At 69.0% G+C, this 17,980-nt stretch carries 16 protein-coding genes; 10 read left to right on the top strand and 6 right to left on the bottom strand.

Annotated features, from left to right (window positions below):
• Positions 1–15 precede the first annotated feature (15 nt).
• Positions 16–1,593, top strand: a complete 1,578-nt coding sequence (locus ACRDPS_RS11295; protein ID WP_431501731.1) for an alpha/beta fold hydrolase — start codon at positions 16–18, stop codon at positions 1,591–1,593.
• Here the strand turns inward: ACRDPS_RS11295 and ACRDPS_RS11290 are convergent.
• From ACRDPS_RS11290 to ACRDPS_RS11275, 4 genes are read right to left on the bottom strand one after another with little or no spacing between them, the layout of a single operon-like run.
• Positions 1,590–2,855 (bottom strand): hypothetical protein, encoded by a 1,266-nt coding sequence (locus tag ACRDPS_RS11290; protein ID WP_431501730.1) that lies wholly within the window; start codon positions 2,853–2,855, stop codon positions 1,590–1,592. The genes ACRDPS_RS11295 and ACRDPS_RS11290 overlap by 4 nt on opposite strands.
• Positions 2,856–2,866: 11 nt before the next feature.
• A complete protein-coding gene (locus ACRDPS_RS11285; protein ID WP_431501729.1) occupies positions 2,867–4,477 on the bottom strand; it encodes a succinic semialdehyde dehydrogenase in 1,611 nt (536 codons plus the stop codon).
• A gap of 42 nt (positions 4,478–4,519) precedes the next feature.
• Entirely contained in the window at positions 4,520–6,142 is a 1,623-nt protein-coding gene (locus ACRDPS_RS11280; RefSeq protein ID WP_431501728.1) for a GMC family oxidoreductase, read from the bottom strand.
• Between the two features lie 2 nt (positions 6,143–6,144).
• Positions 6,145–7,308: a steroid 3-ketoacyl-CoA thiolase gene (locus ACRDPS_RS11275; RefSeq protein ID WP_431501727.1), complete on the bottom strand. Its 1,164-nt coding sequence runs from the start codon at positions 7,306–7,308 to the stop codon at positions 6,145–6,147.
• Between the two features lie 232 nt (positions 7,309–7,540).
• On the opposite strand from ACRDPS_RS11275, the gene ACRDPS_RS11270 reads away from it, so the two are divergent.
• Positions 7,541–8,764 carry a cytochrome P450 gene (locus ACRDPS_RS11270; protein ID WP_431501726.1) on the top strand — a complete coding sequence of 408 codons (1,224 nt, stop codon included), beginning with the start codon at positions 7,541–7,543 and terminating at the stop codon, positions 8,762–8,764.
• Between the two features lie 23 nt (positions 8,765–8,787).
• Here ACRDPS_RS11270 and ACRDPS_RS11265 read toward each other — a convergent pair whose 3' ends face one another.
• Both ACRDPS_RS11265 and ACRDPS_RS11260 read right to left on the bottom strand, forming a co-directional pair.
• Entirely contained in the window at positions 8,788–9,285 is a 498-nt protein-coding gene (locus tag ACRDPS_RS11265; RefSeq protein ID WP_431501725.1) for a GNAT family N-acetyltransferase, read from the bottom strand.
• Between the two features lie 11 nt (positions 9,286–9,296).
• Positions 9,297–9,917 (bottom strand): TetR/AcrR family transcriptional regulator, encoded by a 621-nt coding sequence (locus ACRDPS_RS11260; RefSeq protein WP_431501724.1) that lies wholly within the window; start codon positions 9,915–9,917, stop codon positions 9,297–9,299.
• Between the two features lie 118 nt (positions 9,918–10,035).
• On the opposite strand from ACRDPS_RS11260, the gene ACRDPS_RS11255 reads away from it, so the two are divergent.
• The 8 genes from ACRDPS_RS11255 to ACRDPS_RS11220 are packed head-to-tail and all read left to right on the top strand — an operon-like array spanning position 10,036 to position 17,975.
• Complete coding sequence (locus tag ACRDPS_RS11255; RefSeq protein ID WP_431501723.1) at positions 10,036–10,857, top strand: MlaE family ABC transporter permease; 822 nt, start codon at positions 10,036–10,038, stop codon at positions 10,855–10,857.
• Positions 10,857–11,690, top strand: coding sequence for an ABC transporter permease (locus ACRDPS_RS11250; protein WP_431501722.1), 834 nt, complete (start codon positions 10,857–10,859; stop codon positions 11,688–11,690). The genes ACRDPS_RS11255 and ACRDPS_RS11250 overlap by 1 nt, the downstream gene beginning before the upstream one ends.
• The gene (locus ACRDPS_RS11245) at positions 11,687–12,727 is read left to right on the top strand and encodes an MCE family protein (protein ID WP_431501721.1); all 1,041 of its coding nucleotides are present in this window, start codon (positions 11,687–11,689) and stop codon (positions 12,725–12,727) included. Before ACRDPS_RS11250 ends, ACRDPS_RS11245 begins: the two co-directional genes overlap by 4 nt.
• Entirely contained in the window at positions 12,727–13,764 is a 1,038-nt protein-coding gene (locus ACRDPS_RS11240) for an MCE family protein (RefSeq protein ID WP_431501720.1), read from the top strand. Before ACRDPS_RS11245 ends, ACRDPS_RS11240 begins: the two co-directional genes overlap by 1 nt.
• Positions 13,761–14,735: an MCE family protein gene (locus tag ACRDPS_RS11235; protein ID WP_431501719.1), complete on the top strand. Its 975-nt coding sequence runs from the start codon at positions 13,761–13,763 to the stop codon at positions 14,733–14,735. Before ACRDPS_RS11240 ends, ACRDPS_RS11235 begins: the two co-directional genes overlap by 4 nt.
• Positions 14,735–15,826 carry an MCE family protein gene (locus ACRDPS_RS11230; RefSeq protein ID WP_431501718.1) on the top strand — a complete coding sequence of 364 codons (1,092 nt, stop codon included), beginning with the start codon at positions 14,735–14,737 and terminating at the stop codon, positions 15,824–15,826. The genes ACRDPS_RS11235 and ACRDPS_RS11230 overlap by 1 nt, the downstream gene beginning before the upstream one ends.
• Positions 15,823–16,881: an MCE family protein gene (locus ACRDPS_RS11225; RefSeq protein WP_431501717.1), complete on the top strand. Its 1,059-nt coding sequence runs from the start codon at positions 15,823–15,825 to the stop codon at positions 16,879–16,881. Before ACRDPS_RS11230 ends, ACRDPS_RS11225 begins: the two co-directional genes overlap by 4 nt.
• Positions 16,881–17,975 carry an MlaD family protein gene (locus ACRDPS_RS11220; RefSeq protein WP_431501716.1) on the top strand — a complete coding sequence of 365 codons (1,095 nt, stop codon included), beginning with the start codon at positions 16,881–16,883 and terminating at the stop codon, positions 17,973–17,975. The genes ACRDPS_RS11225 and ACRDPS_RS11220 overlap by 1 nt, the downstream gene beginning before the upstream one ends.
• The last annotated feature ends 5 nt before the right edge of the window (positions 17,976–17,980 follow it).

Here is a 17,980-nt window from a genome sequence, read left to right as displayed (position 1 = left end):
AAGGACCGCTCAAGCGTGGTGCGCCTGCTCGGAGGGGTTGATGTGCTCACCGAGTCCGGAAAGCTCCAGGTCGGTGGCGAGCGGGCCCGCACCTTGTTGGCGGCACTTGCGCTACATCCGAGCCGCGTCGTGTCGGCCGACAGCCTTCTCGAGGCCATCTGGGGCGACGCTGCCCCCCGTACGGCGACGCACGCACTGCATGTGCATGTCTCGAACCTGCGCCACGTCCTTCCACCCGATCTCGTCGTGGAGGCGATCTCAGGCGGATATCGTCTGGCAGCCGGTCCGTCCGCTACGGACGTGGGTCTCTTTCGCCAGCACGCCGCGAAGGCTTCTTACGAGCTGGGGAAGGGGCGGGCGACGGCCGCTTTGGCTCACCTGCGGACGGCGCTGGAGAGCTGGCGAGGTGCTCCGCTGGCCGATGTTCCCTGGGAACGATTCGCCGGCGCGGATGTCCAGCAGATGGAGGAGATGCATCGTGTCGTACAGGAGGATCTGGTCGAGGCGCTGCTTCTCGACGGACGCCCAGAGGACGCGGCGGGCGAAGCCGAGACCCTGGTGCGAACCGAACCCTTCCGGGAGCGACGGTGGGGTCAGTTGATCCTTGCGCTCTACCGCGCGGGCAGACAGGCCGAGGCGCTGGAGCGTTGGATGGAGGTCCGGGCGCTGCTCGCCGACCAGCTGGGCGTGGAGCCCGGTCCGCAGATCCAAGAACTGGTCAATGAGATTCTCCGTCATGATGCCGCGTTGGGGGTGGCCGTCAACGTGCCATCTCCGAAGACGAGGTTCGCGAGTGGTTCGGCCGGCCGTGTCGCCTATCAGGTCATCGGCGACGGCCCGACGAATGTGCTCGTCGTACCGGGTTTCGGCGGCAATCTCGAGATCCGATGGGAGGACCCTGGCCTGGCCGGCTTCTATCGCCGTCTCGCCCGCTCGACCCGCGTGATCATCATGGATCGGCGCGGAACCGGCCTGTCCGACCGCGATGGCGGGATCCCTCCGATCGAGGCGCAGGCAGATGATCTGCTGACCGTGCTCGACGACGTGGGTGCGGAGCGGTCAGCCCTGTTCGGGGTCATGGATGGTGGTGCGATCGCACTGCGGTGTGCGGCTGTGGCCCCGGATCGAGTCACAGGCGTCGTGACTTATGCGACGTGGCCCGCGTGGCATCTGGTCGCGCCCTCCGCCTCTGGCGTCTTCGACGACGCTATCGCCAGTTTGGACGATGGGCTGTGTTTGGATCCGGTGATTGCATTGATGGCACCGAGTCGGGTCGATGACCCGGTGTTCAGCGAATGGTTCGGACGGTACGTCCGACTCGCCGCAGGCGGAGGCGGCACCGCGGCGGCGGTGACGAGGTTCCGCGAGGTGGACGTCCTGGGCGTTCTCGGCCGCGTGGAGTCGCCGGTCCTCGCCATGAGCCGGGCCAATGATCGGTTCATCCCGCCCGAGTGTGCTCGGACGATCGCTGCCGGGGTGCGCCACGGTCGGACGGCGTTTCTTCCTGGTGAGGACTCAGTTCTCTGGGCCGACGATGTCGACGGCGTCGCCACCACGGTCGAGGACTTCCTCGAGGGCCTCGAGTCTGGCTAGACCGGTGTGATCGGCAGCGACCGCCGCGGCTCGAAGGCGAAGTCCGCTCCGGTGCTGAACCTCACCACCGCGACCTCGGGCGCCTCGGGCGCGGGTTCGGGGCGGCGTACGACCTCGATCCGCCAGCCGTCGCGGTTTCCTGGGCCTGTCGAAGGGTCGACCGCCCTCACCTCGACATCGAGGTGAGGGTCGAGGGCCTGCACCGCCGCCTGTAGCGGAACGAACCATTCCGGCGCCATCAGCGACACCCAGGCCGCGTCCTCGTCGGCGGCCGAGGGCCGCACGACCAGGGCCTCATCGTCGACGACCACCGAGACGTACGCGGCGGGGTTGAGCATCGGGTGGAGCGCGAGGAGCCGCAGGGCGCTCTCGACATCCGGCCGGAGATCGAGGACCCGGGCGAGACGCCGCCCGGCGATGCCCGCGACGCCGATGAGCTGCTTGCGGCGGATCTCGGCCAGCTGCTCGGCCGAGGAGACCCGTGACGTCAGTGCGAGGGTGAACCCGCGGTCGAGCAGCGCCATCTGGAGGCAGACCTCGTCGGCGATGCGCACCAGGGCGGAGCGGGAGAAGGCGGCCAGGTCCAGGTCCGAGACCAACGGTCCGGAGTAGTCCGCTGCGCCGTCGTCGGCAGGATCGATCGGCGCCAGCTCGAGGCTCGCGGCCCGCGACATCTCGTTCGCAGCGAGCTCCGGGATCGCCACCGCCTCCGGGTGGGCGTCGTCGATCACCACGGTCCAGCGACAGTGCGGCGTCCGGTCGGCAGGCGTCCGTGGTGGCCGGTGCACCGGACGCACCTGGGCCCGGGGATGGGTCGCGATGGCGGTGGCGTCGAAGGTCGGGTCCTCGATGTCGTGGCACATGCCGCGGACGTACGCCTCGCCCATCGGCTCGACGTCCATCAGCGCTCCGCAGTGGTCGAGGTGGAACTCGCCGTGACGCCCGTCGTGCACGGTGTAGCGGAAGTCCATGAACTGTGGCGGGGCGCCGATGTCGAGCTGGAGCCCCTTGAAGATGGTGGGTACGTCGCCCTGTCCCGGCACCTCGGGTGCGTAGCCCAGCGCCCGCTGCATCCGTCGGGTGTAGATGGGGGAGGCGGCCGCCCACTCCACGATCGCGATCCGCACCATCTCCTCGCGCCCGAAGGCGGAGATGCACCACGCCATCCCGGACCGGTCGATGAGCTGACCGACCAGAAGGAGCTCGCGTACGACCTCGGCGAGCTCTTCCCTGGTCAGGTCGGCATAGCGGGACGGAGTCAACGCACCCGAGATCAACGAATCTTGAGCTTCCGCATCCACCGCAACGACATCTGCATCTGCTTGGCGTAGTCGTCGAAGGTCTGCTTGCCCTGCGGTCCCATGACCTGCTTCTTCAGGGTCGCGACGTTCTGGGTCTCGGTGTACTTGAGCAGCCCCTGGTCGCCGTGCCTGGCACCGACACCGGACTGCTTCATGCCTCCCGACGGGGTCGACTTCGACGCGTACGCGGCGGCCAGGCCGTCGTTGATGTTGACGTTGCCCGACTCGATCCGCGCCGCGACCGCCTGGGCGCGCTTGAAGTCGGTGGTCCACACCGAGGCGTTGAGCCCGTACTCGGTGTCGTTGGCGAGCTCGATCGCCTCATCGAGGGTGGAGTAGCGATGCAGCGAGACGACCGGCCCGAAGGTCTCGGTCACCCCGTGGAGCATCTCCTTCGTGGTGCCCTCCAAGATGGTCGGCTCGAAGAAGGTCGGGCCGATGTCAGGGCGTGCCTTCCCGCCGGTCAGGACCTTGGCGCCCTTGGCGACCGCGTCCTCGACGTGCGACTGGACCCGGGTCAGATGGTCCGGCGAGATCAGCGCTCCGAGGTCCGGTCCGAAGGCGTACGCCGCCTCGATCCGCATCCCTTCGACCGCTGCCACGAACCTGTCGCGGAACTCGTCGTACATCGCGTCGGGGAGGTAGATCCGCTCGATGTGCATGCAGATCTGACCGGTGTTGCCGAAGACCGCGAACATCGACCCACCGACGGTCTCGTCGATGTCGGCGTCGTCGAGGACGACCATCGGGTTCTTGCCGCCGAGCTCGAGGCAGGCGCCGATCAGGTTGCGGCCGGCCTGCTCGCCGATCACCCGGCCGGTGGCGGTGGATCCGGTGAACATCGCGTAGTCGACGTTGTCCATGAGGCTCGGCCCCACGTCCGGACCCTCGCCGCAGACCACCTGGAAGAGCCCCTTCGGCAACCCGGCCTCCTCGAGCAGCGAGATCCCGAACAGCGGCGAGAGCGCGGTCTTGTTGTCGGGCTTGAGCAGCACCGCGTTGCCGGCCATCAGCGCTGGGATCGCATCGGAGAGACCGGTCGCGAACGGGAAGTTCCACGGCGCGATGATCCCGATCAGGCCGCGCGGCGGGTGGCGCTCGATCGAGCTCGACAGCAGCGGCATCACGCCCGGACGCTTCTTGTCCTTCAGCAGCTTCGGCGCCCGCTTGAGGTAGTGCGAGATCACCATCGGCGGGTCGCACACCTCCTCGAACGCGATCCGCCGCGCCTTGCCCGACTCGGCCTGGATCAGGTCGGCGATCTTGTGCTGGTTGCGCAGGATGAGCTCGTGGGCGCGCTTGAAGACGGCCAGCCGCTCGGTGAGCGGCGTCGCCGCCCACCTACGCTGCGCGGCCCGCCCCGCGGCAGCCGCACGCTCCACATCGGCCGGCGACGACTGGGGCAGCGCGACCAGCACCTCGCCGGTGTAGACCTCGGTGAGCTTCCAGGACGCAACCGTCGACGAAGGCACCCGGGAGACCAGCCCGCGAAGCACCTCCTCGGTGATCCAGTCGGGACGGCGCGATGTCCTGAGCTTGTCGAAGGGTACGCCTGCTTCGGGCTTGGCTGTTTCAGTGCTCATGTCTGATCCGATCGGCTCTCGAGGACGGCTCTACGAATTGCTCTACGAGTTTTCGGCAAGGACGAAGGCTGCGCAACGGTCACCGATCATGACCGCGGGAGCGTTCGTGTTGCCACCGGTGATCGACGGCATGATCGAGGCGTCGGCGACGCGGAGACCCTCGACGCCGCGTACGCGAAGCTGTGGGTCGACCACGGCACGCTCGTCGACGCCCATCCGGCAGGAGCCGACGCCGTGGTAGATCGTGGTGGCCCGGTTGGTGACCTCCTCCTTCATCGCCTCGGAGTCGATCGCCTTGCCGGGGTGGATCTCCGACTTGACCTGATCACCGAAGGCCGGAGCTGCCATGATCTCGCGGATCATCTCGACGCCCTCGAGCAGGACGCGCTTGTCGTCGGGCTCGGCGAGATAGTTGAAGTCGATCAGCGGTGCCGCGGTGGGGTCGGCGCTGCTCAGCCGGAGGGTGCCGCGCGAGCGGGGGTAGATCAGCGAGGACATCACCGTCAGCGCCGCCCGCGGGTCGACGTCGTGGCGGATCGGCGCGTCCTGGTTGGGGGAGGGGTAGGCCCAGGGGAGGACGTGCAGCTGGAGATCGGGTACGTCGGTCGCCAGTGACGTACGCACGAACCCGACCGTCTCGAAGACGGTGTGGCCGAGGATCGACCTGCCCACGGTCTGCTCCTTGAGCACCGCCTTCGCGAAGTAGCCGGCGGTGCCGCGGTGGACCGCGGAGGGCATCTCCCAGGTGGTGGGCACGAACATGTGGTCGTGCAGGTTGTCACCGACCGGGAGCTCGTGGAGGGTCTGGATCCCGTGCTCGGCCAGATGGCCGGAATGACCGATTCCGGAGAGCATCAGCAGCTGCGGGGAGCCGAAGGCGCCGGCGGAGACGATGACCTCCTTGGTGGCCGAGATCGTCTGCCTACCCTGCTTGGAGAGGATCTCCACGCCGGTCGCGCGGCCGGCCTCGATGACGATCCGGCTGACGTGCACGCGGGTGAGCGTGGTCAGGGTCGGCAGCTCCTGGTCGTGGAGATAGCCCCGCGAGGTCGAGTAGCGCAGCCCGTCGGTGCCGCTCTGCTGGAAGGTCGAGACGCCCTCCTGCTCGGCGGCGTTGTAGTCGTCGAGGACCTTGACGTCGAGGGTCTCCGAGGTCGCCCGCTGGAAGGTCAGCGACGCCTCCGTCGGTCGCGGGTGCTTGATGACCTTGATCGGCCCGCCCGCACCGCGGAAGTCGGAGGCACCGCCCTCGTAGTCCTCGATCCCTCGATAGGCCTCGTTGACGGAGCTCGCGTCCCAGCCGGTGTTGCCCTCGGCCGCCCAGGAGTCGTAGTTGGCGCGGTTGCCCCGCACCCACAGCAGGCCGTTGATGGAGGAGGACCCACCCAGCACCTTGCCCCGGGGCTGCGGGAGCTCACGGTTGCGGGCGTGCTTCTGGGGGACCGTGTGATAGCCCCAGTCGACCAGCTTCTTCAGCCGGGGCTCGGCGTGCATCGGACCGATCATCCCGGGCTTGGTCACCAGGTAGTTGTGCTTGTCGCTCTTGCCCGCCTCGAGCAGGATGACCGACCTGCCGGCGGCCGCCAGGCGGCCGGCGACGGCACAGCCGGCAGAGCCGGCTCCGACGACGACGTACTCGGCCTCTGAGACTTTGGTGTCGGGCACGATCAGATCCTCTCGATGATGGTCGCGGTCGCCTGGGCGCCACCGGCGCACATCGAGACCAGCGCGGTGGTGGCGTCACGCCGTTCGAGCTCGTGCAGGGCGGCGGTGAGCAGCCGGGTCCCGGTCGAACCCACGGGGTGGCCGAGGGCGATCGCGCCGCCGTTGACGTTGATCTTCTCCTCGGGGACCTGGTGCACCTTTGCCCAGGACATGACCACGCCGGCGAAGGCCTCGTTGACCTCGGCGATGTCGATGTCGCCGATGCTCATCCCGGTGTCCTTCAGCGCCTTCTCGGTCGCCTGGACCGGGCCGTCGAGGTGGTAGTAGGGATCGGCGCCGACCAGGTTGGAGGTGACGATCCTGGCCCGGGGCGTGAGTCCGAGGGAGGCAGCGACGTCGGAGTCCATCAGGAGCAGCGCGGAGGCGCCGTCGGAGATCTGCGAGGAGGTCCCGGCGGTGTGGGTGCCTCCCTCACGTACGGGGCTCAGCCCGGCAAGCTTCTCCAGGGAGGTCTCGCGGATGCCCTGGTCCTCGGTGACGGTGCGTACCTCCCCGGTGGGCCTGCCCTCGTCGTCGAGCATGGGGGCCTCGACGGCGAAGATCTGGCTCTTGAAGTGGCCCGCGTCGCGCGCGTTGCGCGCCTTGACCTGTGACCAGAGGCCGAACTCGTCGACCTCGTTGCGGGAGAAGCCACGATCCTTCACGATCCGGTCGGCTCCCTGGAACTGGTCCGGCAGATCGATGTTCCAGTCGGCGGGACGCGGGTCGCCGGCGCCCTTGGGGACGTTGGCGCCCAGCGGGATGCGCGACATCGACTCGATACCGCAGGCGATGCCGACCTTGATCTGGCCGGCCGTGATCATCGCGTTGATCAGGTGGGTGGCCTGCTGGGCCGAGGAGCACTGCGCGTCGATGACGGTCGAGCCGGTGTGGATCGGCAGCCCGGCGTGGAGCCAGGCGCGGCGGACCATGTTGTTGGACTGCTCGCCGGCCTGTGACACGCATCCGCCGATGACCTGGTCCACCAGCTCAGGGTCGACTCCGGCGCGCTTGAGCACCTCGACCTGGGCGGCGCCGAGCAGGACGCCCGGGTGCAGGCCGGCCAGCCAGCCCTTCCGCTTGCCGATGGGGGATCGGACGGCTTCGACGATGACGGGCGTGCCCATGGAACCTCGCTCTTCGGGGGTTACGACTGGTCGCGGGTGCGCGGCCGTGCACAGTCACACCTTGATGACGTGACACCGGTTACACTCGATTGTCCCAAAGTAGAACGTGTTCTCGTTCGACGCAACCCTTGTGTACTGAGCCTTGTGTGACGGCGAACACTGTGTGACGATAAACTAGAACGTGTTACAGAAATGCTTGAGCTGACAGAACGCCTGCCGAAGGAGCACCCCCGTGACCGCTCTCCCCGTGGATTTCGATCCGACTGATCCCGTGCTCAACGAGGAGCGCGTCCCGCTTCAGGAGTTCCTCGAGCTTCGCAAGACCGCGCCCGTGTGGTGGGTCGAGCAGGCGCCGGAGGCCCGCGCCGGCTTCCTGGATACTGGCTTCTGGGCGGTGAGCAAGCACGAGGACATCCTCGCGGTCTCCAAGGACAGCGAGAACTTCGGCACCAACGAGAACGGCGTGATCATCCGGTTCGCGCCCGACATGACCCGCGAGCAGGTCGAGATGCAGCGTGCGATGCTGATCCATCACGACGCTCCCGACCACACCAAGCTGCGCCAGATCATCAGCCGCGGCTTCACCCCGCGCGCGATCAACGCCCTCAAGGACCGCCTGGTCGAGCGGGCCAACAACATCGTCGACGACGCCCTGGCCAAGGGCGAGGGCGACTTCGTCTCCGAGGTGGCCGCCGAGCTCCCGCTGCAGGCGATCGCCGAGCTGCTCGGGGTGCCTCAGGAGGACCGCCGCAAGCTCTTCGACTGGTCGAACCAGATGCTCGCCTACGACGACCCGGAGTACGACGCGGACCCTGAGGCCGCGTCGATCGAGATCCTGACGTACGCCATGGGGCTGGCCGCCGAGCGAAAGGCCGACCCCAAGGACGACATCATCTCCAAGCTCATCAACGCCGAGATGGAGGGCGGTGCGCTGGGCGAGGACGAGTTCGGATTCTTCGTCATCCTGCTCGCGGTCGCCGGCAACGAGACCACCCGCAACGCGATCTCCCACGGCATGCAGGCGTTCTTCGAGAACCCCGAGCAATGGGAGCTGTGGAAGAAGGAGCGCCCCGACACGATGGTCGACGAGGTGATCCGCTGGGCGACCCCGGTGACCGTCTTCCAGCGTACGGCGCTCAACGACGTCGAGGTCGGCGGGCAGCTGGTCAAGAAGGGCCAGCGCGTCGGGATCTTCTACGCCTCGGGCAACCACGACGAGGACGTCTACGACGACCCGGACAGCTTCGACATCACCCGCGAGCACAACCCCCACCTCGCTTTCGGCGGCCACGGCGCTCACTACTGCATCGGCGCCAACCTGGCCCGGATGGAGGTGCGGATCCTCTTCGACGTGATCGCCGACCGGATGCCCGACCTCAAGCCCAACGGCGCGCCCCGGCGACTGCGCCACTCCTGGATCAACGGCATCAAGGAGCTCCCGGTCACCTACGCGTGACCCGGCTGATCCAGAGCTGACCTCTAGGGGACCACCACATTGGAGAAGTGGGGCCGGCGGAACGGATAGTTCGCCGGCACCCACTTCTTCAGTGCTTCATAGGCCACCGCGTAGAGCCCCTGCTCATAGGCCGCGCTCGTCACCCACCAGCTGACGTCGACGTCGTACGCCACCAGGTCCTCGCTCAGCTCCTGCCGGACGCCCAGCGGGTAGAGATAGGCGCACCCGACGTAGCCGAGCCCGGGCGTCTCCAGGACGTAGGAGAACGACTTGTTCTCCTTCCACTCGCCCTCGTGCCAGACCAGGTCGATGTAGTCGTCTGCCTCCGAGGTCGGGCCGGTCGGCCATCCGCCGCCCCGGGTCGCGTCGATGAGATCGCGGTCGTCGTTGATGGCGCGTACGTCATCGGCGAGGCACTCGCGCGACAGCGGCCGCGCCGTCAGGTCGCCGTGGGTGAGCACCCGCGGCGCCTCGAACCCTTCCGGGACGGCGAGCAGCCTGCTCAGTCCTGCGTAGCTCATGGACACGAAGGTTACGGGTGGCGCAGAGCCAGGATCCCGGCGTACGCGGACAGGAGCCGCTCCTTCGGGTAGTCGTCGGGCTTCGAGAGGAGAAGGCGGGCGAACTCCTGCACCAGCGCGACGAGCGAATGGGCGACCACCTCGACATCGAGCTCAGCCCCGGGGTCGAGGTTGGTGCGAAGCACCTCGGCGACGTACTTCCGCAGAAGCACCAGGGTGCTCTCGATCCGCTCGCGCACGGCCGGCGGCGCGCCGTCGGTCAGGCCGAGCACCGGGGTCCAGGTCTCCGGGTCGGCCTGGACCGCCTGGAGGAACCCGTCTGCCGCCTCGACCAGCCACCGGTCGATCTCGACCGGGGTGCCGCCGGTCGGGATGAGTGCCAGTGCCGCGTCGGCGGCACGCTGCTGAGTGCGGTCCAGAAGGGCATGGAGGAGTGGGTCGATCCCTCCGTACGCGTCATAGACGACCGGTCTGGTCACGCCTGCCTCGGTGGCGATGGCGCTGATCGTGAGCTGGCCGTAGCCGTCGCGCACGAGCACGCGCAGCGCCGCGTCGAGGAGTGCCTCCCGGCGCTCCTCGAGGGGCATCCGGGCGGCGTAGCGCCGCCGGGCGGCGGGTTGGTCGGTGGCCATCAGACAGAACGTTACGGGCTGGCGGACGGACTGGGAAAGGGGTGACACGGGCCACAGAGTGTGCGAATCTACACGCGTGTAGTAATTGGTGCGGAGTGTCGACGAGAGGGAGTTTCGGGTGACTGCGACTCTGCCCGAGAGGCTTGCGACCAGCGTCTGGCGGCGCTTCGCCGACGGGCTCCGGACCGTGGGAGAGACGATCGCGCTGGGCGCCGGGGCCTGCGCCTACGCCGTCACAGACATCGTCACCGGCCGGTTCGACTGGGCGCAGGCGGCCGACCAGGCCTGGTTCATGGCGCGCGTCTCGCTGCTGCCGACGATCCTGGTGGCGATCCCGTTCGGGGTGGTGACCTCGATCCAGGTCGGCGCGGTGGCCAACAGCATCGGCGCCTCCTCGTTCAGCGGGGCCGTCAACGGCGTCGGCGTGCTGCGTCAGGCGGCGCCGCTGGTCACGTCGTTGATCATCGCGTGCGTGGTCGGATCGGCGATCTGCTCCGACCTCGGGATGCGCGCGATCCGAGATGAGATCGCTGCTCTGGAGGTGATGGGTACCAACCCGGTCCAGCGGATGGTCGCGCCCCGGATCGTGGCCGCGATCTTCCTCTCGGTGATGCTGACCGCGATCGTCGCGGTGGCGGCGATCGCCACGGGCTACGTGATGAACGTCGGCCGGGGCGTGGTCGGCAGCGGCACCTATCTCGATGCGTTCACGAGCTTCAGTCAGTCCGCCGACCTGTGGCTGGCCGAGGGCAAGGCGGTCCTGTTCGGGCTGATCGGCACGACGGTAGCCGCCCACAAGGGTCTGGGCGCCACCGGAGGCCCGCGCGGGGTGGCCGATGCGGTCAACCAGACCGTCGTCGTGAACGTGATCGTGCTGGCCGTGGTGAACGCGGTGGTCACCCAGGGATACCTGGTGCTCGCTCCGGGCGGAGCTGTGTGATGGCCGCGGTCGAGACCGAGGGGCCGGCGACCGGATGGTGGGCCGCGTTGGTGCCGCTGGGATCCTTCCTCACCTTCAGTGCCGCCGTCCTGCTGGCGGTGCCCTCCACGCTGGTGCACCACTGGCGCACCTGCCTGGCGCACTTCTGCGACATCTGCTGGGGCAGGGGCGCGATCATCGTCGGTGGCGGCACGATCGGGGTGATGGTGCTGCTCTCGGTCTCGGTCGGCACCTCGCTCGGCATCGAAGGGTTCAACGGCCTCGAGCTGGTCGGCCTCGCGCCGCTGGTCGGGTTCATCTCGGCGACCGCCAACACCCGCGAGCTCGGGCCGCTGGTCGCGGCTCTCGCGCTGGGCGCGCAGGTGGGCTGCCGGTTCACCGCCCAGCTCGGCGCGATGCGGGTCAACGAGGAGGTCGACGCGCTCGAGGTGATGTCGGTGCGCCCGGTCAACTACCTGGTCGCCACCCGCCTGGTCGCCACCATGCTCGCGATCGTGCCGCTCTACGTGATCGGCCTGCTCGGCTCGTATGTCGCCTCGGAGTCGACCGTGGTGATGATCTTCGGCCAGTCGCCCGGCCAGTTCGACCACTACTTCCTCGAGTTCCTGACCATGCGCGACATCGGGTTCTCGCTGGTCAAGATCCTGATCTTCGCCGCGATGGTGGTGCTGATCCACTGCTGGTACGGCCTCTCGGTCTCGGCCGGCTCGCTCAACGTCGGCGAAGCCACCGGCCGCTCGATCAGGGCCAGCTTCGTGGCCATCGTCGTGCTCAACATGCTGCTCACCGTCGCCATGTGGGGCGGCGACCCAGGCTTCAGGATCTCCGGATGAGCCGCACCACGAAACCCCAGACCCTGGCCGTACGCGGCGCCGCCGGCGTGCTGGCCTGTGTGCTGCTCGCCGCCGGGATGATCGTGCTCTCCGGACGTCCGTTCTCCGACCACGTCTCGGCTCGTGCTGCCATGGTCGACCTGGGCGCCTCCCTGCGTACCGGGTCGGACGTGAAGATGGGCGGGGTCATCATCGGCAAGGTCACCGGGATCTCCCAGGCCGCCGACTCCTCGAAGGCATCGGTCGCGATCCGGCTGGACGGCGAGGCCGCGGACATGCTTCCGGCAGACGTCGCGGCGCGGGCGCTGCCGGCGACCGTCTTCGGCACCGCGTACGTCGACCTGGTCTCCACCGGATCCGGCCGTGAGAGGTGGACGGGCGGGACGATCCCGCAGGATCTGCGCCAAGGCACCGTCGAGCTGCAGCAGGCCCTGGACAGCATCGACCAGCTGGTGAAGGCCGTCGGTCCGGCCGAGCTCAACGCCGCGCTCGCCGCGGTCGCCGGTGGCCTCGACGGGCGCGGCGACGACATCCGCAGGACCCTCGAGCTCGCCGCGAAGGTGCTGGAGCAGGCCGAGGCGGACATGCCGACGATCCGGTCGACCGCGGCGCTGCTGGCGGCCAACCTGGAGACCCTGGAGGCCTCCGCGGCCGACCTCTTCGCCGCGCTGGAGTCCGGCACCGCGACCGCGGAGACCATCGCCGCCAAGCGAGAGCAGCTCGCGGCGCTGCTCTCCGGTGGCCTCACCCTGACCGCGGACGCGCAGGTGTTCCTCGACGAGCACGGCGCCGAGCTTGTCGAGGCGATGGACCAGGCGGCGGTGGTCGCCGACGCCGTCCATGACAACAGAGAGGACGCGGTGGTGGAGAGCTTCCGAGCCAACCGCGAGATCGGCCAAGAGATCCCCACCGTGATCGACGACGGTCGAGCCGTGCTGGACCTGATGCTCCACCGGGTGGCGCCGCCCTACTACACCCGCGACCGCGACTGCCCGACCTACGCCAGCGGTAGCGGTAGCGCGAAGGGAGACTGCTGATGTCCGGGCTCCGCGGCTCCTCGGGCCGCCCCACCGCGACCTACCTCAAGCTGGGTGGCTTCACCCTGGTGGCGGCACTCGCCTTCGCGCTCGTCCTCGGCACGCTGAAGGCGCCGGTCGCCGGTGAGCTGGTCACCTACACCGCCGAGTTCGCCGATGTGAACGGCCTGCACGAGGACGATGCCGTACGCATCGCCGGGGTCAGTGTCGGCAAGGTCACCGACATCACCGTGACCGCCGCCGGGAAGGCGACGGTGGAGCTGAACGTGTCGCGGAAGCAGCCGGTACTGGCCACCGCACGGCTCTCGGTCCGCTACCAGAACATCGCAGGGCAGCGGTTCCTCGGGATCGAGCAGACCCGCGGATCCGGCAAGGCACTGGCGGCCGGCGCACGGATCCCGGCGAGCCGGACCAGCGCCGGGTTCGACCTGACCGAGCTGCTCAACGGGTTCCGGCCACTCTTCGACGTACTCGATCCTGCCGAGGTCAACCAGCTCTCCGCCACGATCTTGAAGGTCCTCCAGGACGAGGGAGGCAGCATCCCGGTGCTGCTGGAGCAGACCGCCGAGCTGACCAGGTTCGTGGCCACCCGCGACCAGGTCTTCGAGCGGGTGCTGACCAACCTGACCCCGTTCCTGGCCGACCTGGCCGCGCAGGGGGAGGAGTTCGAGACCACGGTGCGCGAGCTGGAGAAGCTGATGAAGGGCCTGGCCCAGCAGCGCGACGCCCTCGGTGCCTCCGTCGAGGAGCTGTCGGGGCTGCTGGCGACCGGCGCCGACTTCGGTACGCAGATCGAGGCTCCCGCGCGCAAGCTGAGCCACAACCTCAGGATCTCGGTGACCGCCTTCGCCGCCAACCTCACCAGCTTCAAGGGCGCCGTCGTCGCCTTCGCCGAGCTGATCGAGACGCTGGGGAGGATCACCTCCTACCGCAACGCGCTCAACATCTACGTCTGCCGCTACGACTTCTCCGTCGACGAGCTCGTGCTGGCGCTGCCACCGACCGATGACCGCTACTCCGAGGTGTGCTCCGAATGACTTCGTTACGGACCATGGACCCGCTCAAGGTCGGGATCGTCGCCGTTGTGCTGGCCGCTCTGGTGGTGGTCTTCGTGTTCCGCGCCGGCGCGCTCGGCTTCGGCGACCGCGTCTGCGTGGCCCACTTCGAGCACACGGCCGGCCTGCGGGTGGGCGAGGACGTGACCGTGGCGGGCGCGCGGGTCGGGGAGGTGCGCTCGATCTCGCTGGGGGCCAGGGACGTGATCGTGGAGTTCACCGTCGAGGACCACATCCGGCTCGGGGCACGCACCAGCGCCGAGATCGAGGTCGCCACCCTGCTCGGTACACACCTGCTCGCCGTCACGCCCACGGGCGGGGGCGAGCTGGCCGAGGACACCATCGCGCTCTCGGCGACCAGCGTGCCCTACAACCTCCAGGACATCGTCGACCGTGGCAGCGCCTCGCTCGACGAGCTCGACCCCGAGCTCCTCTCCAACACTCTCGACGAGGTCGGCCGCACGATGGCGAGCTCACAGCCCGATCTGGCAGCCGCGCTCGACGGGGTCTCCGCGGTCTCCGAGGTCGTGGTCACCCGAGCCGACCAGGCCGATGCCCTGGTGAGGTCGGCCACCGATGTGACCAGGCGGCTCAACGCCAACAGCACCGAGATCGTCTCGCTGATGAAGCAGTCCAACGCGGTGATGTCCGAGCTCCAGAGCCGACGTGAGGCGATCAGGACGCTGCTCGCGGACGCCGAACGTCTCACCACCACCCTGAAGCGGGTCGTCACCGACAACCAGGAGGACCTCGACGTCGCCCTGGAGAAGCTGGCCGTGGTCATCAGGGGACTGCGCGCCCAGGAGAAGGAGCTCAGCGCCGGGCTCGACGTGCTCGGGCCCTCGGCACGCTACCTGGCCAACGCCACCGGCAACGGCCCCTGGATCGACACCCGGCCCGACGACCGAGCGTTGCCCGACGGGCTCACCTGCCACCTGAAGGGACTGTGCTGATGAAGACCCGGCTGAGGACCCGGCTGATGAGGACCCGGCTGCTCAAGAGCCGCCTGGGGACGCGCAGGCTCGTCGCGACCGTGGTCGCGCTGACCGCCGCTCTCGGCACGAGTGCGGCAGCGATCCCGTTCGCCGGCACCTACTCGGTGACCGTGACGTTCGCCGACACCGCCGGCCTCTTCGTCGGCAACGATGTCGGTGTGCTCGGGGTCAAGGTCGGCGAGGTCGAGCGGATCGCCCCGGCAGGAGCAGGAGTCGAGGTGGACCTCGAGCTCGACCAGGACGTCGCCGTGCCCGCCGACGCCCAGGCGCTGATCGTCTCCCGGTCGGTCGCCAACGACCGCTATGTCGAGCTCACCCCGCGCTACGACGGCGGCCCGGTGCTCGCCGACGGTGACCTGATCGCGAGTGAACGCACCCGCACCCCGGCCGACTTCGACGCCATCTTGAACGCGTTGGACCGGTTCAGCAGCGGGCTCGCCGGAGGCGACGGCAAGAGCGTCAACCAGTTCCTCGAGGCCGGCGCGGAGACGCTGGGGCCCAACGGGCAGCGTGCCGGTGCCGCGCTGGCCGATCTCGCCGCTGCTCTGAGCGAGATCAACGGCAACACCGACTCAGCCGTCACCGCTCTGCACGAGGTCGACGAGCTGACCAGCGCGATGGTCGCCCACGACGCGCTGATCGAGCTGTTCATCGAGAACGTCGCCGCCACCTCCGACCTGCTCGCCGAGCAGCGCACGGAGTTCACCACCACGCTACGCACCACCCGGGAGGCGATCGAGGCGCTGGCCAGGTTCACCCAGGCCAACGACAAGGACCTCCAGGCGGCGTTGACGCAGGTCAACGCCGTGCTCGACCTGCTCCTGGCGCACACCGACGACATCGAGGAGTTCGTCGAGGTGCTCCCGCTGGCCCTGCAGAACCTCGAGCAGGCTCGCGCCCCCGGCGGCGCGATGTTCCGCGTACCCCTCACCGACGCGCTCAGCGAGGAGCTCGCGGGCCGGTGTCGCGAGTCGCTCTCGGACGTGTGCGAGATCGTCGGCACCGACCCGCTCAGCGCCGGTCCGCACGGCACGGGGGAGAAGCCATGAGGCGGGTCGTGGTGCTCTCCGCCGCCGCGGGCATTCTGCTGACAGGTTGCGGCATCGACGCGCGTACGCTGCCCCTGCCCGGCACGGGCGCGGGTGCTGATACGACCACTGTCGAGGCGGGCTTCGATGACGCCCTCAACCTCAGCGTCGGCTCGAAGGTGACCGTCAACGGCGTCCATGCCGGCCGGGTCACCGCTCTGTCCACCGACGGCTATTCCGCGCTGGCCGAGATGAGCGTCCAGGAGGACGTACGCATCACCGACCGCTCCGCGGCAAGGCTGCGCTACGACACCCCGCTCGGCGAGGTCTACGTGGAGGTGACCACGCCCGAGGGCGGCGCGGTGATCCGTGAAGGAGGACGCCTCGACCCGGCCAGGTCCACGACGGCGCCGACGGTGGAGGACGCGCTCGCCTCGGCGTCCCTGCTCATCAACGGCGGTGGCATCGGAGACCTGGGCAGGATCATCGATGAGCTCAACCGGGCGATCGGCGACGGCACCGACCTGGCGCAGGTCCTCGACCGTAGCGCCACCTTCCTGACCGAGGCGAACCGGACCACGGCCGAGATCGACCGGGCGCTCACCTCCCTGGACGCCGTCTCGGCGACGCTGGCGCAGGAGAAGGACACCATCGACGATGCTCTGGAGGCGATCGGCCCCGCGGCGCGCACCGTACGCCAACAGACCCGGCAGATCATCTCCCTGCTCAACCGGCTGGTGAGGCTCTCCCGCGACGCCAACGGCGTGCTCGACCGGATGGACGACGACACCGTCGCCGTGGTCCGCGACGCCGGGGCGATCCTCGCCCAGGTCCGCAGGATCGGCGGCGATCTCGGGCCGGGACTGGACACCTTCAGCGCAGCGATCAACGAGCTGCTCGACGCCGTGCCCGCAGACCACCTGCCGATCGAGCTCCGCGTCGACGTCGGCGACTCCATCGCGCAGGATCCGCTCAACCCGCTGCCGCAGCTCGAGGGGTTGGCGGGATTCAACCAGCCGCAGATCGAGCCGCCGCCCGGACTGCCCGACCTGCTCGGGCTCGGAGGTGAGAGCTGATGGCGCTCCGTTCGACCGACCGGCCGCTGTTCATCGGTTTCGGGGCAGCCGTCGTCGTGTTCGTCGCGGCCACGGCGTACCTCTTCCTGGTCACGCTCGAGGTCCCGATCCTGTCCCGGCCGAGCACGGTCACCGTCGATCTGAAGCGCACCGGAGGTCTGTACGAGGGATCGTCGGTGACCTACCGCGGCGCCAAGGCCGGTGTCGTCGAGACCGTCGAGCTGACTGACGACGGAGGGGCCCAGGCGCGGATCAGGCTGGAGCCGGAGGTCCGGATCCCTCAGGACTCCCCGGCCAAGGTACGCAGTCTGTCGCCGGTGGGGGAGCAGTACCTCGACTTCCAGCCCACCACCGACTCCGGCCCCTACCTCCGCGACGGCAGCCGGGTCCGCGCCGAGGCGGTCGACCTGCCCACCACCCTCGCAAGCACCGTCGTCAGCCTCGACAAGCTGATGAACCAGGTCGACCCCGACCAGCTGCGGGCCGTGGTCACCGGCCTGCGCACCACCTTCGCCGGCCGCGAGGACGAGCTCGCCGACCTGGTCGAGGGCAGCCAGGTCCTGCTGGTCACTCTCGATGAGGAGTGGCCCACCATCTCGCGGGTCCTGGTCAACTCCGAGTCGCTCCTGCGCATCGGCGACCGACACGCCTCCGACGTCCGCGCCGCCGCCCACGACCTCGCCCTGCTCACCGCGGAGCTGGAGAAGGCCGACCCCGAGCTGCGGCGCGCCTTCGACCGCGGCCCCGAGCAGTTCGCCGACCTCGTGCGCCTGATCGGAGTGCTGGACCGTACGCTGCCGCCGACCCTGGAGCGCACCACCGCTCTCACCGACATCCTCGTCGTACGCGACCCGCACCTGCGCGAGCTCCTGGCCGACTATCCCGACGCGATCCGCTCGTTGGCGGATGCGATGTACGACGGCGCCATCCACGGCGGTCTCGTCCTGGACACGGACTACCAGTGCGACTACGGCGGCCCCAGGTATCCGGCGACCGACACCACCCCCAAGCCGCTCTACGAGGACGGCCACTGCTCCGCGCCGCCCGACCGCGTCGTACGCGGCGCGGAGAACGCGCCGGACTCGACCCAGTAGGGCGG

The organism is Nocardioides sp., from assembly GCF_050699375.1.
Classification (GTDB): Bacteria; Actinomycetota; Actinomycetes; order Propionibacteriales; family Nocardioidaceae; genus Nocardioides.
The sequence above is the reverse complement of the archived record's forward strand: the minus strand, read 5'-3'. Positions and strand labels throughout refer to the sequence as shown.

Bases quoted from the DNA above. Each gene is read 5' to 3' on its own strand.
- ACRDPS_RS11285 (WP_431501729.1), bottom strand. From the start codon at position 4,477: ATGAGCACTGAAACAGCCAAGCCCGAAGCAGGCGTACCCTTCGACAAG.
- ACRDPS_RS11275 (WP_431501727.1), bottom strand. From the start codon at position 7,308: ATGGGCACGCCCGTCATCGTCGAAGCCGTCCGATCCCCCATCGGCAAG.
- ACRDPS_RS11265 (WP_431501725.1), bottom strand. From the start codon at position 9,285: ATGAGCTACGCAGGACTGAGCAGGCTGCTCGCCGTCCCGGAAGGGTTC.
- ACRDPS_RS11260 (WP_431501724.1), bottom strand. From the start codon at position 9,917: ATGGCCACCGACCAACCCGCCGCCCGGCGGCGCTACGCCGCCCGGATG.
- ACRDPS_RS11250 (WP_431501722.1), top strand. From the start codon at position 10,857: ATGGCCGCGGTCGAGACCGAGGGGCCGGCGACCGGATGGTGGGCCGCG.
- ACRDPS_RS11245 (WP_431501721.1), top strand. From the start codon at position 11,687: ATGAGCCGCACCACGAAACCCCAGACCCTGGCCGTACGCGGCGCCGCC.
- ACRDPS_RS11240 (WP_431501720.1), top strand. From the start codon at position 12,727: ATGTCCGGGCTCCGCGGCTCCTCGGGCCGCCCCACCGCGACCTACCTC.
- ACRDPS_RS11235 (WP_431501719.1), top strand. From the start codon at position 13,761: ATGACTTCGTTACGGACCATGGACCCGCTCAAGGTCGGGATCGTCGCC.
- ACRDPS_RS11230 (WP_431501718.1), top strand. From the start codon at position 14,735: ATGAAGACCCGGCTGAGGACCCGGCTGATGAGGACCCGGCTGCTCAAG.
- ACRDPS_RS11225 (WP_431501717.1), top strand. From the start codon at position 15,823: ATGAGGCGGGTCGTGGTGCTCTCCGCCGCCGCGGGCATTCTGCTGACA.
- ACRDPS_RS11220 (WP_431501716.1), top strand. From the start codon at position 16,881: ATGGCGCTCCGTTCGACCGACCGGCCGCTGTTCATCGGTTTCGGGGCA.